Genomic DNA, 15,512 nt, shown 5'->3' with positions numbered 1-15,512 from the left:
AAAATTACATTAATTTTAAAAAAACTAAAATATTCTATATATAGTAAAAAGGAGGAAAAATAAATGATTAAAGTAACATTAAAAGATGGGAAAGTTTTAGAATTTGAAAAAGGAATTAAAGTTAGTGAGATAGCATTTAGTATTAGTCCATCACTAAGAAAAAAAGCATTGGGTGCAAAAATAAATGGAGAAACTGTAGAGTTAATGGCAGAAGTTAATGAGGATTGTAATTTAGAAATATTAACATTTGAGGATGCTGATGGTAGATGGATATTAAGACATACAGGTTCTCATATACTTGCTCAAGCAGTTAGAAGACTATATCCAGAGGTTAAACTTGCTATAGGACCTGCTATTGAAAATGGATTTTACTATGATTTTGATTCGAATTTTTCATTTACTCCAGAAATGCTTTCTGATATAGAAAAGGAAATGAAAAAGATAGTAAAAGAAAATATTCAATTAGAAAGATTTGAACTTCCAAGAGAAGAAGCTATTAAATTTATGAAAGAAAGAAATGAAGATTACAAAGTTGAACTTATAGAAGATTTACCAGAGGATGCTGTAATATCTTTTTATAAGCAAGGAGATTTTGTGGATCTTTGTGCTGGACCTCATGTGCCTTCAACAAAAGAGGTTAAAGCATTTAAATTACTTTCAGTAGCAGGTGCTTACTGGAGAGGAAATGAAAACAATAAAATGCTTCAAAGAATATATGGAACAGCTTTTACAAAGAAGGATGAGTTAGAAAACTATATCCATATGTTAGAAGAAGCTAAGAAAAGAGACCATAGAAAGATAGGAAGAGAATTAGGATTATATGATATAAAAGAAGAAGGACCTGGATTCCCATTTTTCTATCCAAAAGGAATGGTAATAAGAAATATTTTAGAAGATTTTTGGAGAGATGAACACAAGAAAGCTGGATATGGGGAAATTAAAACTCCAATAATTTTGAATGAAGCATTGTGGCACCAATCAGGACATTGGGATCATTATAAAGAAAACATGTATTTCACAAAAATTGATAATGAAAATTATGCTATAAAGCCAATGAACTGTCCAGGTGGAATTTTAGCATATAAGAGTACATTACATTCATATAGAGAATTACCAATTAGATTGGGAGAATTAGGACTTGTACACAGACATGAATATTCAGGAGCACTTCATGGACTTATGAGAGTAAGATGTTTCACTCAAGATGATGCTCATATATTCATGACTAAAGAACAAATAAAATCTGAAATACTAGGCGTAATAAAAATGATAGATGATTTTTATAAGTTATTCGGATTTGATTATTTTGTAGAACTTTCAACTAGACCAGAAGATTCAATGGGAAGCGATGAAGAATGGGAAGTAGCTACAAATGGACTTATAGAAGCATTAAATGCAGGTGGAATTCAATATAAAGTAAATGAAGGTGATGGTGCGTTCTATGGTCCTAAGATAGATTTCCATCTTAAGGATTGTATAGGAAGAACATGGCAGTGTGGAACAGTTCAACTTGATTTACAAATGCCAGAAAGATTTGACTTAGCTTATGTTGGAGCTGACGGAGAAAAACATAGACCTGTAATGGCTCACAGGGTTATATTTGGAAGTATTGAAAGATTTATAGGTATTCTTACAGAACATTATGCAGGAGCTTTCCCAACATGGCTTGCACCTGTACAGGTTAAAATTATGAACATTACAGATAATCAACAAGAATATGCTGTTGAAATACAAAAAAATCTTCAAGAAAAGGGAATAAGAGTTGAATTAGACTTAAGAAATGAAAAGATAGGATATAAAATAAGAGAAGCTCAACTTCAAAAGATACCATATATGCTAGTTCTTGGAGATAAAGAAATGAATGAAAAAACTATAGCTGTAAGAAGTAGAAAAGATGGAGATTTAGGTTCAATGAGTTTAGAAGCTTTTAGTGAAAAGATAGTTAAAGAAGTTGAAGAAAAAATAAATAATTTACAATAAACTATTGACAATGTAAAACATTAATAGTAAAATATTATGTGTGTTAAGTAGAAACTAAGCTGTTTCTCACCTTACAGCATGGCTAGTAAGGTTATACATTATTATAAAAACACAAATGTTATTATGTATTGGTTTGTGTTTGGATATTAATTGTAATGTATAATAAAGAACGGCTTACAGCCGTTCTTTTTTTATTTAATAGAATAGTAAACTATATAATTGTAAAAAGTTGTATATTAATTCGGAGGTGAATCAATATTAAAAAAGATTGTCTTATTAACGAACAAATAAGAGAAAGAGAAATAAGAGTTATGGCAGATGATGGAGAGCAACTTGGCCTTATGAGTTCAAGAGATGCTTTGAAAATTGCTGAAGAAAAAGAGTTAGACTTAGTATTAATATCACCAACAGCAAAGCCACCTGTTTGTAGAATAATGGACTATGGAAAGTTTTTGTATGAGCAGACTAAAAAGGTTAAAGAAGCTAAGAAAAAGCAAAAGGTTATTAATGTTAAAGAAACTAGAATGAGTGCAACTATTGAAGAACATGACATAGAAATAAAAGCTAATAGAACAAGAAAATTTTTATTAGCTGAAAATAAAGTTAAAGTTACTGTAAGATTCAGAGGAAGAGAAGCTGATTATTCTTACAAAGGTAAACAAATACTTAAAACTTTTTTGTCAAAAGTAGAAGATGTGTGTGTTGTTGAAAAACAACCCAAGCTTGAAGGAAGAAATATGACAATGATATTAGGTCCTAAAAAAGCTTAGTTGATATTAAAAGTGCAGAATTGAAAGGAGGAAATTACAATGCCAAAAATGAAAACACATAGAGGCGCAGCAAAAAGATTTAAGAAAACAGGAAGTGGAAAGCTTAAAAGATCTAAAGCTTTTAAAAGCCACATATTAACTAAAAAAAGTTCAAAAACAAAGAGAAATCTTAGAAAAAGTGGACTTGTTTCAGATTCTCAAGAAAAAGTAATGAAGAAATTATTACCATACTTATAATAAAAACTAGATACAGAAGGAGGTTTTTCTAATGGCAAGAATAAAAAGAGCCGTACATGCTCGTAAAAAACATAGAAAGATATTAAAACTTGCAAAAGGTTACTATGGAAGAAGAAGCAAAACTTTTAAAGTTGCAAATGAAACTGTAATGAGAGCTATGAGATTTGCTTATGTTGGTAGAAAGTTAAAGAAAAGAGATTTTAGAAAACTTTGGATTGCTAGAATAAATGCAGCAACAAGAATAAATGGACTTTCATACTCAAAGTTTATCAATGGAATGAAACTTGCAGGTATAGATTTAAATAGAAAGATGCTTTCAGAGATTGCTATAAATGATCCAAAAGCATTTGCAGATTTAGTTGAAGTAGCTAAAAAACAATTAAATGCTTAATAAATAAAAATGCGGCTTTAAAAGCTGCATTTTATTTTTATTCTAAGAAAATCATAAAAATTTGAATCTATGGATAACTTAAGTATAGGAAGATATCATATTAAATTTTATAATTTTTAACCTTTAGTTTTGAATTTTTGACAAAAATATTTTAAATGTTATAATATCTTTAATAAATGCTTAAATTTAGGGGTGTTAAACTTGAAAAAAAAGCGTAAAAGAAAACTAGCTCCTGTTCAAATAGTGGCGCTAGGTTTTGTAATAGTTATATTCATAGGTGCTTTATTGTTGATGCTTCCAATATCATCTGAAGGTGGAATAAGAACGCCGTTTATAGATTGTATTTTTACATCTACATCAGCAGTATGTGTTACAGGACTTATAACTTTAAATACTGCAGAATATTGGAGCTATTTTGGAAAGACAATTATAATAATGTTGATTCAAATTGGAGGACTGGGATTTATGTCTTTTGCTACAATGTTTGCGCTACTATTAGGCAAGAGAATAACTCTTAAAGAGAGACTTATAATTCAGGAGGCAATGAACTCGTTTTCACTTCAAGGACTTGTTAAATTGGCTAAATACATTTTGATTTTTACATTTTCTGTAGAAGGAATAGGAGCATTGTTTTTATCTACAAAGTTTATTCCTGAATATGGAATATTAAAAGGTATATATTTTAGTATATTTCATTCTATTTCTGCATTTTGTAATGCTGGATTTGATCTTACAGGGAGCAGTCTTATGCCTTATTCTCAAAATGTAGTTGTTATGATTACTATATCTGCTTTGGTTATATTAGGTGGATTAGGTTTTACTGTATGGTCAGAAATTTACAATTATAAAGGAATAAAAAAGCTTTCTCTGCATTCTAAGCTTGTAATATCAATGACAATATTTTTAATTTTAGGTGGATGGATTTTGATGTTCTTATTTGAAATGAATAATCCTGAAACATTACAAAGTTTACCAATAAAAGGGAAGGTTTTAGGATCATTGTTTGCAGCAATTACACCTAGAACAGCAGGATTTAACTCTATATCAACTTCTGCTATGACACCAGCAGGAAAGTTTTTAACTATGATACTTATGTTTATAGGAGGATCTCCGGGGTCTACTGCAGGAGGAGTGAAGACGGCTACAATAGGACTTGTTTTAATGACTGTGATTTCAGTAATAAGAAAAAGAGAAGATACAGAAGTGTTTAAAAGAACCATAAATAAGGACTTAGTTTATAGAGCTTTTGCTATTATCATAATATCAATGGGAGTGGTTATAACTACAACCATTATATTATCAATAACAGAAGTAGGAGCTTCACTTGAATATATATTATATGAAGCAACATCGGCTTTTGGTACGGTAGGACTTACTTTAGGGCTTACACCTAATCTAAGTGCTATAGGTAAAATAGTAGTTGCTATAACTATGTATATAGGAAGAGTAGGAGCATTGACTTTGATTTTAGCGTTATCAAATAAGAAAAATGGAAGTGCAATAAAATATCCAGATGGTAAAATTTTAGTTGGTTAGAGGTGATTTCTATGAAGAAAAAGCAATTTGTAGTAATAGGACTTGGTAGGTTTGGAAGTTCAATTGCAAAAACACTTTATTCCCTAGGAAATGATGTGCTGGCTATTGATGCAGATGAAGAAACAATTCAAAATGTAGCTGATAGTGTAACTCATGCAGTTCAAGCAGATGCAACAGATGAAAATAGCCTTAAAACACTTGGAGTAAGTAATTTTGATGTTGCAGTAGTTACTATTGGGTCAGATGTTCAGGCAAGTATTATGGCAACACTTTTAGCAAAGGATTTAGGAGTTAAATATATAATTGCAAAAGCTCATAATGAATTACATGGAAAAGTTTTAAAAAAAATAGGGGCAGATAGAGTTATTTTTCCTGAAAGGGATATGGGAGTTAGAGTTGCTCATAATTTGGTATCATCAAATATATTAGATTATATTGAATTATCTTCAGACTACAGCATAGCTGAAATAGCTAGTCCAGAAGACTGGAACGGAAGAACTTTAAAAGAACTAAATATGCGTTCTAAATATGGAATTAATGTTATGGCATTAAAAAGAAATAATGAGGTAAATATTTCACCTTCAGCAGACGATACTATACAGCCAGGAGATGTTATTGTAGCTATAGGTGGAATTGAAGAATTAAATAAACTTGAAAATGAAATTAACAGATAAAGGATGAGCTGTTTTGAATATTATTGAAAGTAGAGATAATTCTTTAGTAAAGGATATAAAAAAATTACATAAGAAAAAATATAGAAATGAAAAAGGGGAATTTATTGTAGAAGGATTTAGATTTGTTACTGAAGCATTACAATCAGATTTCGAGGTACCATATGTATTCATAGGTGAAAATCAAATGGATAGGTATAATAACTTTAAAATACAGGATTTTTTACAGGAAAACACAAAAGTTTATTGTATTCCAGAAAGCATTTTAAAGGAATTATGTGATACTAATAATCCCCAAGGAATTTTAGCAGTAGTAAACAATAAAATTATAAAGACTGAGGATAGAGATGGGTTTTATGTTTTAGTAGATAAAATTCAGGACCCTGGTAATATGGGAACTATAATAAGAACAGCTCATGCTAGTGGAGCTATAGGCGTTGTAATAACAAAGGGAACCGTTGATATATATAATAATAAAACTCTACGTTCTACGATGGGGTCTGTTTTTAAAATACCTATAATTCAGGATGAAAATTTAAATGTTATTACTGACTTAAAGAAAAAAGGATTTAAACTTATAGTAAGTTCATTGGAGGCAGAAAATAACTTTTATGATGTAGATCTTACTAAAAAGGTTATTATATCTGTAGGAAATGAAGGAAATGGTATAAGTAAAGAAGTAGATGATTTTGCTGATATGAAAGTGAAGATTCCAATGCCAGGTGGCGCTGAATCTCTAAATGCAGCAGTGTCAGCAAGTGTTATGATGTATGAAGCCCTCAGACAAAGAACATTTGGGCTAAAATAGTTGAAATTTTTATTTAGTGTGGTTATAATAATATGTAAGTTTGTTAATTTATTAATATATACAAATTAATATATTTAAACGATGATGGAGAGAGTAGATATAGGAGTTTTTTTAGGGAGAAAAAACCATAGACTGAAAGTTTTTTTAAGAATGATATATTGAAGTTCACTCTTGAGTTCTAGCTGTGAAATAAAGTAACAGTTAGCGGTTGAAACCGATAAAGTTTTATAAGAGAGCTATAATTTTATGGCTAATTAGGGTGGTAACGCGGATAAACTTCGTCCCTTTATATGAGGAGATGGAGTTTTTTTATGTTATCTAAGAATAATGATAATAGTATAAATGAAAGGAGCAAGAAAATGAAAGAAAAATTAGAATTAATAAAAGGCAATGCTCTAGAAGAATTGAAAAAAGCTGCCAGTAAAGAAGAACTTGAAAACATTAGAGTTAAATACCTTGGTAAAAAAGGTGAACTCACTCAAATATTAAGAGGAATGGGTAAACTTTCATCAGAGGAGAGACCTATTGTAGGTAAAATGGCTAATGAGGTTAGAGAATGTTTAGAAACTTCTATTAATGAAGCTGCAGATGAGATAAAGTCGAAAGAAAAGGAAATAAAGTTAAAAAGTGAAGTAATAGATATTTCAATGCCAGGAACAAAACAAACTATAGGAAAGAAAAATCCATTAGAGTTAACGCTACAAAGTATAACTGATATTTTTGTTGCAATGGGATTTTCAATAGAAGAAGGTCCAGAAGTAGAAAAAGATTATTACAACTTTGAAGCATTAAATATTCCTAAAAATCACCCAGCAAGAGGTGAACAGGATACATTTTACATAAATGAAGATGTAGTTTTAAGAACACAAACTTCACCAATACAAATAAGAACTATGGAAAACCAAAAACCTCCAATAAAAATGATAGCACCTGGAAAAGTTTATCGTTCAGATGCAGTTGATGCTACGCATTCACCAATATTTTACCAAGTGGAAGGGTTAGTTATAGATAAGGGTATTACGTTTGCAGATTTAAAAGGAACTTTAGAAGCATTTACTAAAAAAATGTTTGGAAGTGAGATGAAAACTAAGTTTAGACCTCATCATTTCCCATTCACAGAACCATCAGCTGAAATGGATGCTACTTGCTTTGTATGTGGCGGAAAAGGATGTAAGGTATGTAAAAATGAAGGTTGGATTGAAATTCTAGGTTGTGGTATGGTTCATCCACAGGTTTTAAGAAATTGTGGAATTGATCCAGAAGTATATAGTGGCTTTGCATTTGGATTTGGATTGGACAGAATGGTTATGCAAAAATACGGAATAGATGATATCAGATTGTTATATGAAAGTGATATGAGATTCTTAAATCAATTTTAATAATGAAGCTTAAAGATTATAGGAACTTTTTATTAAGTAAATTATTATTCTAGGAGGTAAAAACAATGATAGTACCATTGAATTGGCTTAAAGATTATGTTGATATAAAAATTACACCAGAAGAACTTGGAGATGCACTAACTCTTTCGGGTTCAAAAGTAGAAGAAGTTATTATAACTGGGGATATAATAGATAAAGTTGTAACAGGAAAAATTCTTGAAATTGAAAAGCATCCAGAAGCGGAAAGATTATCAATATGTAAAGTTGATATTAAAGCAGAAGAACCAATACAAATAGTAACAGCAGCAGATAATATGAAAGAAAAAGATATAGTTCCAACTGCACTTCATGGTTCAACTCTAGCTGATGGAACTAAAATCAAAAAAGGAAAATTAAGAGGCGTAGTTTCAAATGGAATGTTTTGCTCAGAAGAAGAATTAGGTATAGCAGGGGATGAACCTGTAGAGGGACTAATGATTCTTCCACAAGACACACCTATAGGTGTAGATATAAAAAAAGTTATTGATTTAGAAAAAGCAACTATAGAGTTTGAAATAACATCAAATAGGCCTGATTGTTTAAGTATAGTTGGAATTGCTAGAGAAACTGCTGCTACATTAGGAACAGAATATAAAATGCCTAATATAGGATATAAAACGGCTTGTAGTGAAAATATAGAAGATAATTTAAAAGTTGAAATAAAAGATAAGCTGTGTAGAAGATATATGGCTAGAGGTGTTAAGAATGTTAAAATACAACCATCACCTCAATGGATGCAGGAAAGATTACTTGAGGCAGGAGTTAGATCTATAAATAACATTGTTGATATAACAAATTTTGTTATGATAGAGCTTGGGCAACCAATGCATGCTTTTGATAGAAGACAAATAACTTCAAATGAAATAGTAATAGAAAGAGCAAAAGACGGAGAAAAATTTAGTACTTTAGATGAAGAAGAAAGAATATTAGATTCAGAAATTCTTAATATTAAAGATCAAGATAGGACAATTGCTCTTGCAGGTATAATGGGTGGATTAAATTCAGAAGTTAAAGAAGATACTACTGAAATAGTTTTTGAATGTGCCAATTTTGATGGAACAAATATAAGAATTTCTTCTAAAAAGCTAGGATTGAGAACAGATGCTTCAAGTAAATTTGAAAAAGATTTAGATCCTAACATGGTTGAAATTGCTATGAATAGAGCTTGTCACTTAATAGAAGAATTAGGTGCAGGAGAAATTATGGAAGGAACTATAGATATTTATCCAGAAAAATTAGAAACGCATACATTAAAGGTTAGTTCAAATTGGATAAATAAATTCTTAGGAACAGATATTTCAAAAGAAGATATGAAAATGTATCTTGATAGACTAGAGCTTACTACAACAATAGAAGATGATATGTTAGTTCTAAATGTGCCTACATTTAGATGTGATATGAATATAAAGGAAGATGTTGCTGAAGAAATTGCTAGAATTTATGGATATAATAATATTCCATCAACAATTCCTACATCTCAGACAATAAGAGTAGGAAAAAGTGAAAAGCAAAAACTTGAAACTAAAGTGATAGATACATTGATAGGAAGTGGACTTAATCAAGCAATAGCATATTCATTTGTTAGTCCTAAAGTGTTTGACAAAGTTTTAATACCAGAAGATAGTCCAGTTAGAAAAGTTGTTAAAATTAAAAATCCATTAGGTGAAGATTATAGTATAATGAGAACTACTTCAATTCCATCAATGATGGAAGCATTAGCTAGAAACTACTCAAGAAATAATGAAATAGTTAGATTATTTGAAATAGGAAAAATATATATACCTAATGAAGATGGAAAAGAACTTCCACAAGAAAGAAATATAGTTACAATTGGAATGTATGGTGGAGTTGATTATTTAAATTTAAAAGGTGTAGTTGAAAATATAATCGATACGCTAGGTGTAGATAAGGTTAAATTTGAAAGAGAAAATCAAAATTCTAGCTTTCATCCAGGAAAAACAGCAGTACTTTATATCAAAAAAGAATTTGTTGGTATAGTTGGAGAAATTCATCCAGATGTAGCAGATAATTATGGAATAGAAGAAAGATGTTATGTAGCAGAACTTAATCTTGATTTGTTGTTTAAGTGTGCAAATATAGAAAAAAAATATATCGCACTTCCTAAATTTCCAGCGGTTACTAGAGACATTGCCGTTTTAATTGATGAAAGTGTATTAGTTCAAGAAATAGAAGACACTATATATAAACAGGGTGGAAAAATTCTTGAAAGTGTAAAATTATTTGACGTATACCAAGGAAAGCAAATTCCAGAAGGTAAAAAGAGTATTGCTTATTCATTAATATATAGAGGAGAAAATAAAACTTTAACAGATAAAGAAGTAAACAAAGTTCATGATAAAATTGTAAGAGCCTTAGAATATAAATTAGGAGCAGAGCTTAGATAATTAATATTTCATATGATAAGAAAATATGTTATTATATAAATAAAGAAAATTCTTGAATTTATCTAAGAGGGTGTTCATATGAATAGGGTAACTGTTAGGATAAATGGTTCTGAGTATAATTTAAAAGGCGAAGAAAGAGAAGAATATTTACATAAAGTAGCAGGATATGTAGATAAAAAAATTTCAGATATATTAAAGAAGAATAATCGATTAAGTATATCTGATGCCTCTGTTTTAGCTGCTGTAAATGTTGTTGATGAGTTGTTAAAATGTGAATTTGATAAAGAAAGCTTGCATAAGCAAGTAGATGAAGCTAAAAAGAATCAAATTATTTTACAAACACAGGTTGAGGATTTAAAAAAGCATATAAAAAATTTAGAAGAATATAATGGTGAACTTCAAAGCAATTTAGAAATGACTAGAAATGGTGAATATGTAAAGCAAATTGAAGATGGAAATAAAAGCCTAAATGAAGAATTAGAAATATTAAAGGAAAATGCTAAAAAGTATTTAAAGGAAAGAAATGATTTGAAATCACAAAACAAAGAATTAAAATTTCAAGTTCAGTCTTCTAAATATAAGGTAATGGATTTACAAAATAGATTAATTGAAAATCAAATTGATTTGGTGAAAATTAAAAAGAAAGAAAATCCATTATTAAATGTAAATCCTTAAAAATAAGCAAATAAATAAGTCTCCGTGTGGTAGTGCACAGGAGGCTTATTTTTATGTATAAATTTATATTTTAATTATTAAGTGTAGCAAAAAGTGAAATTTTATCTATTTATTTTAATATTATAGTAGTAGAAGAGAAATAAATACTAAATTCAGGAGGGTATAATGATATATCTTGATAATGCTGCAACTACTTTTCCAAAACCTCAGCAGGTTTATGATGAAGTGTTAGAGTGTATGAGAAACTATGCTGCTAATCCAGGAAGAAGTTCTCATGATATGGCTATTAAAGCAGAATCTAAAATTATGGAAGCCAGACAAGAAATAAGTACGATATTTAATATTAAAAACCCGCTTAATATAGTTTTTACTAGTAATGCTACAGATGGACTTAATATAGGGATAAAAGGCATATTAAAAGCTGGAGATCATGTAATAAGTACAATGATTGAACATAATTCAGTATTAAGACCGATAAATAGTTTAAATAAAAAAAGAACAGAAGTTAGTCTAATAGGAGTTAATACTAGAGGATATGTGAATATTGAAGCTTTAAAAAAAGAAATTAAAAAAAATACAAAAGCAATAGTAATAAATCATGCTTCTAATGTTTTGGGAACTATTCAAAATATAAATGAAATAGGTAAGATAGCTAAAGAAAAAGGAATAATATTTATGGTTGATGCTTCTCAAAGTGCAGGGGTTGTTCCTATAGATGTAGTAAAAGATAATATAGATATTTTAGCATTTCCAGGACATAAAGGGTTGTTTGGACCTCAGGGTACAGGATGTATATATATAAATGAAAAAGTTAATATGTATCCCTATACTGAAGGTGGAACAGGAAGTCAATCTAATTTAATGAAACAACCGAAATTTTTGCCAGATAGATTCGAAAGTGGAACAAGAAATACTCCTGGTATAGCAGGGCTTTGTGAAGGCGTAAAATTTATTAAAAAAGTAGGGATAGACAAAATAAGAAAACATGAGAATATGATTACTAAATATTTAGTACAAGAGCTAAGTGAAATTTCAAGAATTAAAATATATGGAGGCTCTAATTATGATAATAGAGCTGCTGTAGTATCTTTTAATATAGATGGGATTGATAGTTCAGAAGTTGGATATTTATTAAATGAAGAAGGAGTTGCAGTAAGAACAGGATATCACTGTGCACCATTGATTCACGGAATAATTGGAACTAATTATAAGGGTACAGTTAGAATAAGTCCAGGATATTTTAATACTTTAAAGGAAATAGAAAAGACAATTGAAATAATTAAAAAAATAAGCACTAAGTGAAAAGCAGTATGTAGGATAATCCTGCATACTGCTTTTAAAAAAATATTTTTTTTAATATAGAGGCATTTTGCAAAGAAGCTATTTCTTCAGTAAGTGATGAAACTTTATCTTTATATTGGGAAAGTGTATTTTGATATTCATTTATTTTATTTTTATATTCATCAATCATATTTTCATATTCATTTATTTTATTTTCATATTCAGAAACTGTAGTTTCTTTTTTATTTATTTTTGATTTATATTCAGAAATTAAGTTTTCAGTTTCATTTATTTTATCTTCATAGTTAGAAATTTTATTTTTATATTCAGGTGTTACATCTTCATATTTAGAAATTTCTTTTTTTAAAGTAGATATTTTATTATCTTTTTCTGTAGCGAGATTTTTTAAAGTATTGATTTCATTAGAGAGTGATATGAATTCTTTTTCTTTTTTTATAGTTATATTTTCTAAATCATCAATTTTGTTTTGTTTTACGTCTAAATCCTTTTTCAAATAATTTAAATTTTCGGTTAATGATTTTTTTTCTTTTTCAAATTCAGTATATTTTTGGTTAAGAGATTTAAGCATATTTTGTGAACATAAATGTTTAGATTTTTCCTGGGAAAGTATAGAGTTAAGATGATTGATTAATTGGTCTTTTTGCGATAATTTTTTTTGGTAAAAAGAAAGTCTTTGCTTAAGGTTTAACATATATTTTTCCATGTATACTGAATAATTGTCAGGGATATCACTTTGAAGTTCTGTATTCTTAACATTAGAGGTTAAGGTATTAAGTACATTAGGTAATATTTTAAAGGTAGTTGTGTTTTGCATATATATTTCGTTATTTATACAATTATGGGTAGATGAAAATTCATTATATAGACTTTTGAAAATTATTGGTGATGTATTAATTATTTCACGATGAGGTGGAGTATTAAAAGTAAGTCCGTTATTATTTGAAAAACAACTATAAATCCAGTTTCCACAAATCCAAGAACACCATATAATATTATTTAATAGGGTTAAGGAACATGAAGTTATATTATTAGATTCATGTATTTTAGTATATTTTAAATCTGATAAATATCCAGAAGCATCAACTAAAATATTACTTATACCATTGCTTTTTATATACAGTGTATGTAAGGTGTTTTGTAGGCTAGTTAATGAAAAGTCTATATATGGAGATACATTTTTATCAACAGTATAGAATTTAGACCATGTATTATTTTTGAAGTTAAATATTTTATAGCCTAGTTCATATTTATTTATAAGTTTTTGATATAGAATATATAGATCGTTGTTATCTGAACAGCAAATTGTAAATTGATTGATATGGCGTACATTAGTTGTATCTATTATATTAGGTGTTGATAAATTCAAATCATCATCAATAGTTTGATGGAATAATGTTCTTATATTATTTTTAGTATTTAGTATGCCATAAAATATATGAAGTTTATCGTTGTTGTAAATGGTTTTAAGATAAACATCATTTACCACACTAGTTTTCTTTTTAAGAATTTCATGCTTAGTCCAAGTTGTACCATTATATACATTTAAATTTATGTTACCACTAGAATCTTGGTATAAAACACAAATTTTATCATCATGTATTAGTACTACTGAAAAATTATTACTGCATTCATTTACTAAAATATTATAGTTTGACCATTTTGTGTTTTCTAAAGTCTTGTAAATAATTCCAAAACTCTTTTTATATGAAAACTGCCATATAGTTCCGTCAGATTGCTTTAGTGTATAAAAATTCCTGTCATTCAATAACATAAAAATACTCCTTTAAAAAGTTCTTCTCATATATAAAATATATGTTTAAAACATAAAATTTTATAACTCTAAAATGATATAAAAATATATAATACTAATCACAAATTTTACTTTAATACATAATATGTTATTGTAAGATAATACTTGGTGGGAATTATTTTTGATAATTTCTTATAAAGGAGGATATTGTATGCAAGAGAACTTAGAAATTAATGATGGATATAGGCACAGTGATCACGACATTACACAATATGAATGTATAATTGCAGCAAAAGTATATGGTAGATGTAAACAACAAGATTGCCTAAGACCAGATTTTATTCCTGGAGAATCAGAAGTTGAATCTATACCTATTAAAGGTTCATATTGTAATGAAGAAGAGGGAATTTACAAAATAGGAGATCAAATTGTAAATATTCCAAAGGACCAATTGATTAAATATGATGCTTCATTACCAACTGGGGTTAGTTCTGTAAATGTAGTAGATGAAAGTTTTGGAATTGAGGAAATAAAAATAATTAAGGAAGAGCCATTGAGTGTATATGATAATGATGGATATTGGAAAATTACAATACTATATAAATTTACTTATAAATTAAGATTTTATGATAGTGGTGGAAACGTAATTAATATAACGCCAAATCCACCAGGATCAGCACAAAAAGAATATGCTTGTGCATACAGTTTGTATGAAAAAGAAATAGTATTATTTGGTGGAATAGGTCAAAGAGGAGTTTACATTGGGTCTAACTTATTTTCTAATCAAGGTGCATATGGTCCACAAAATTCTCCATATGTATTAGTGCAGGCAAAAGCAAGTGCATTAGGACCTAATATGGGAACTATTACTGAGGATACAACAACATATACAATATTTGGAGTAACTATTGGTTTGTTTACTATTATAAAATTATATAGATTAGTTAATATATCAGTACCAGCTAAAGGCTGTGGAGAATTACCAGATTGTGTACAAATTACACCAGGAGATCCATGTTCATACTTTAATGATTTAGAATTCCCATATGATGAATTTGATCCACCAAGCAGTGAACCTGAGTGTTAATTGTATAAATTTAATATAAGGCATGAAGTTTATTAAACATTTGTAAATACGTTGATAAACAGTATTTATAGCAGCAAAATAAATTAAGTTATTGTGGATAAAAAAAGAGGTGCTGCTAAGTGAAAAGAGAGGAAGACTATATAATAGTTTTTGATTCTGCCAATCACAGCATAGTTTTATATAAAACATTAAAAGAAAAAGGATATAATGTAAAAATAATTTCTACACCATGTACAATATCAGCAGGGTGTGCTAGGGCTGTAAGAGTAAAAAAAGAAAATATAGATGAGGCAAAAAAAACTATAATAGAAAAAGATATAAAAGTAAGAAGTATATACCAAAAAAAATATATAGGTAATAGTTTATATTATATAAAAAGTAAAAATTAATCCTTACATTGATTGATAATGTAAGGATTTTTATTTTTAAAATTACAGTTATTTAAAAGAAAAATTTAAACTTTTTAATATATTACACATCTT

At 28.6% G+C, this 15,512-nt stretch carries 14 protein-coding genes and 1 other annotated feature; of the genes, 13 read left to right on the top strand and 1 reads right to left on the bottom strand.

Annotation, left to right across the window (positions count from 1 at the left end; translation table 11 throughout):
- Positions 1–63 precede the first annotated feature (63 nt).
- From thrS to OW763_RS00115, 11 genes are all read left to right on the top strand, one after another.
- The gene (thrS, locus tag OW763_RS00165; protein ID WP_268039028.1) at positions 64–1,980 is read left to right on the top strand and encodes a threonine--tRNA ligase; all 1,917 of its coding nucleotides are present in this window, start codon (positions 64–66) and stop codon (positions 1,978–1,980) included.
- A gap of 275 nt (positions 1,981–2,255) precedes the next feature.
- Positions 2,256–2,750: a translation initiation factor IF-3 gene (infC, locus tag OW763_RS00160; protein ID WP_418921784.1), complete on the top strand. Its 495-nt coding sequence runs from the start codon at positions 2,256–2,258 to the stop codon at positions 2,748–2,750.
- A gap of 39 nt (positions 2,751–2,789) precedes the next feature.
- Positions 2,790–2,987, top strand: a complete 198-nt coding sequence (gene rpmI / locus OW763_RS00155; protein ID WP_268039027.1) for a 50S ribosomal protein L35 — start codon at positions 2,790–2,792, stop codon at positions 2,985–2,987.
- Positions 2,988–3,018: 31 nt separating this feature from the next.
- Positions 3,019–3,378, top strand: a complete 360-nt coding sequence (rplT, locus tag OW763_RS00150) for a 50S ribosomal protein L20 (RefSeq protein WP_268039026.1) — start codon at positions 3,019–3,021, stop codon at positions 3,376–3,378.
- A gap of 192 nt (positions 3,379–3,570) precedes the next feature.
- Positions 3,571–4,914, top strand: a complete 1,344-nt coding sequence (locus OW763_RS00145) for a TrkH family potassium uptake protein (protein WP_268039025.1) — start codon at positions 3,571–3,573, stop codon at positions 4,912–4,914.
- Positions 4,915–4,925: 11 nt separating this feature from the next.
- Positions 4,926–5,588: a potassium channel family protein gene (locus OW763_RS00140; protein ID WP_268039024.1), complete on the top strand. Its 663-nt coding sequence runs from the start codon at positions 4,926–4,928 to the stop codon at positions 5,586–5,588.
- 13 nt (positions 5,589–5,601) lie between these two features.
- A complete protein-coding gene (locus OW763_RS00135; protein WP_268039023.1) occupies positions 5,602–6,393 on the top strand; it encodes a TrmH family RNA methyltransferase in 792 nt (263 codons plus the stop codon).
- 72 nt (positions 6,394–6,465) lie between these two features.
- Positions 6,466–6,682, top strand: a binding site (T-box leader).
- 70 nt (positions 6,683–6,752) lie between these two features.
- Positions 6,753–7,772, top strand: a complete 1,020-nt coding sequence (gene pheS, locus OW763_RS00130; RefSeq protein WP_268039792.1) for a phenylalanine--tRNA ligase subunit alpha — start codon at positions 6,753–6,755, stop codon at positions 7,770–7,772.
- Positions 7,773–7,837: 65 nt separating this feature from the next.
- Positions 7,838–10,216 carry a phenylalanine--tRNA ligase subunit beta gene (gene pheT / locus OW763_RS00125; RefSeq protein WP_268039022.1) on the top strand — a complete coding sequence of 793 codons (2,379 nt, stop codon included), beginning with the start codon at positions 7,838–7,840 and terminating at the stop codon, positions 10,214–10,216.
- A 78-nt stretch (positions 10,217–10,294) separates the two neighbouring features.
- Positions 10,295–10,891: a cell division protein ZapA gene (locus OW763_RS00120; protein ID WP_268039021.1), complete on the top strand. Its 597-nt coding sequence runs from the start codon at positions 10,295–10,297 to the stop codon at positions 10,889–10,891.
- Positions 10,892–11,056: 165 nt separating this feature from the next.
- A complete protein-coding gene (locus tag OW763_RS00115) occupies positions 11,057–12,193 on the top strand; it encodes an aminotransferase class V-fold PLP-dependent enzyme (RefSeq protein ID WP_268039020.1) in 1,137 nt (378 codons plus the stop codon).
- A gap of 34 nt (positions 12,194–12,227) precedes the next feature.
- Here the strand turns inward: OW763_RS00115 and OW763_RS00110 are convergent, their stop codons facing one another.
- Positions 12,228–13,964, bottom strand: coding sequence for a coiled-coil domain-containing protein (locus tag OW763_RS00110; RefSeq protein WP_268039019.1), 1,737 nt, complete (start codon positions 13,962–13,964; stop codon positions 12,228–12,230).
- A gap of 190 nt (positions 13,965–14,154) precedes the next feature.
- On the opposite strand from OW763_RS00110, the gene OW763_RS00105 reads away from it, so the two are divergent.
- The gene (locus OW763_RS00105) at positions 14,155–15,030 is read left to right on the top strand and encodes a hypothetical protein (RefSeq protein WP_268039018.1); all 876 of its coding nucleotides are present in this window, start codon (positions 14,155–14,157) and stop codon (positions 15,028–15,030) included.
- A gap of 119 nt (positions 15,031–15,149) precedes the next feature.
- On the top strand, positions 15,150–15,419 hold the full coding sequence (locus tag OW763_RS00100; protein ID WP_268039017.1) for a putative Se/S carrier protein: 270 nt from the start codon (positions 15,150–15,152) through the stop codon (positions 15,417–15,419).
- The last annotated feature ends 93 nt before the right edge of the window (positions 15,420–15,512 follow it).

Origin of the sequence: Clostridium aestuarii (assembly GCF_026735135.1) — a bacterium.
GTDB lineage: Bacteria > Bacillota > Clostridia > Clostridiales > Clostridiaceae > Clostridium_H > Clostridium_H aestuarii.
The sequence above is the reverse complement of the archived record's forward strand: the minus strand, read 5'-3'. Positions and strand labels throughout refer to the sequence as shown.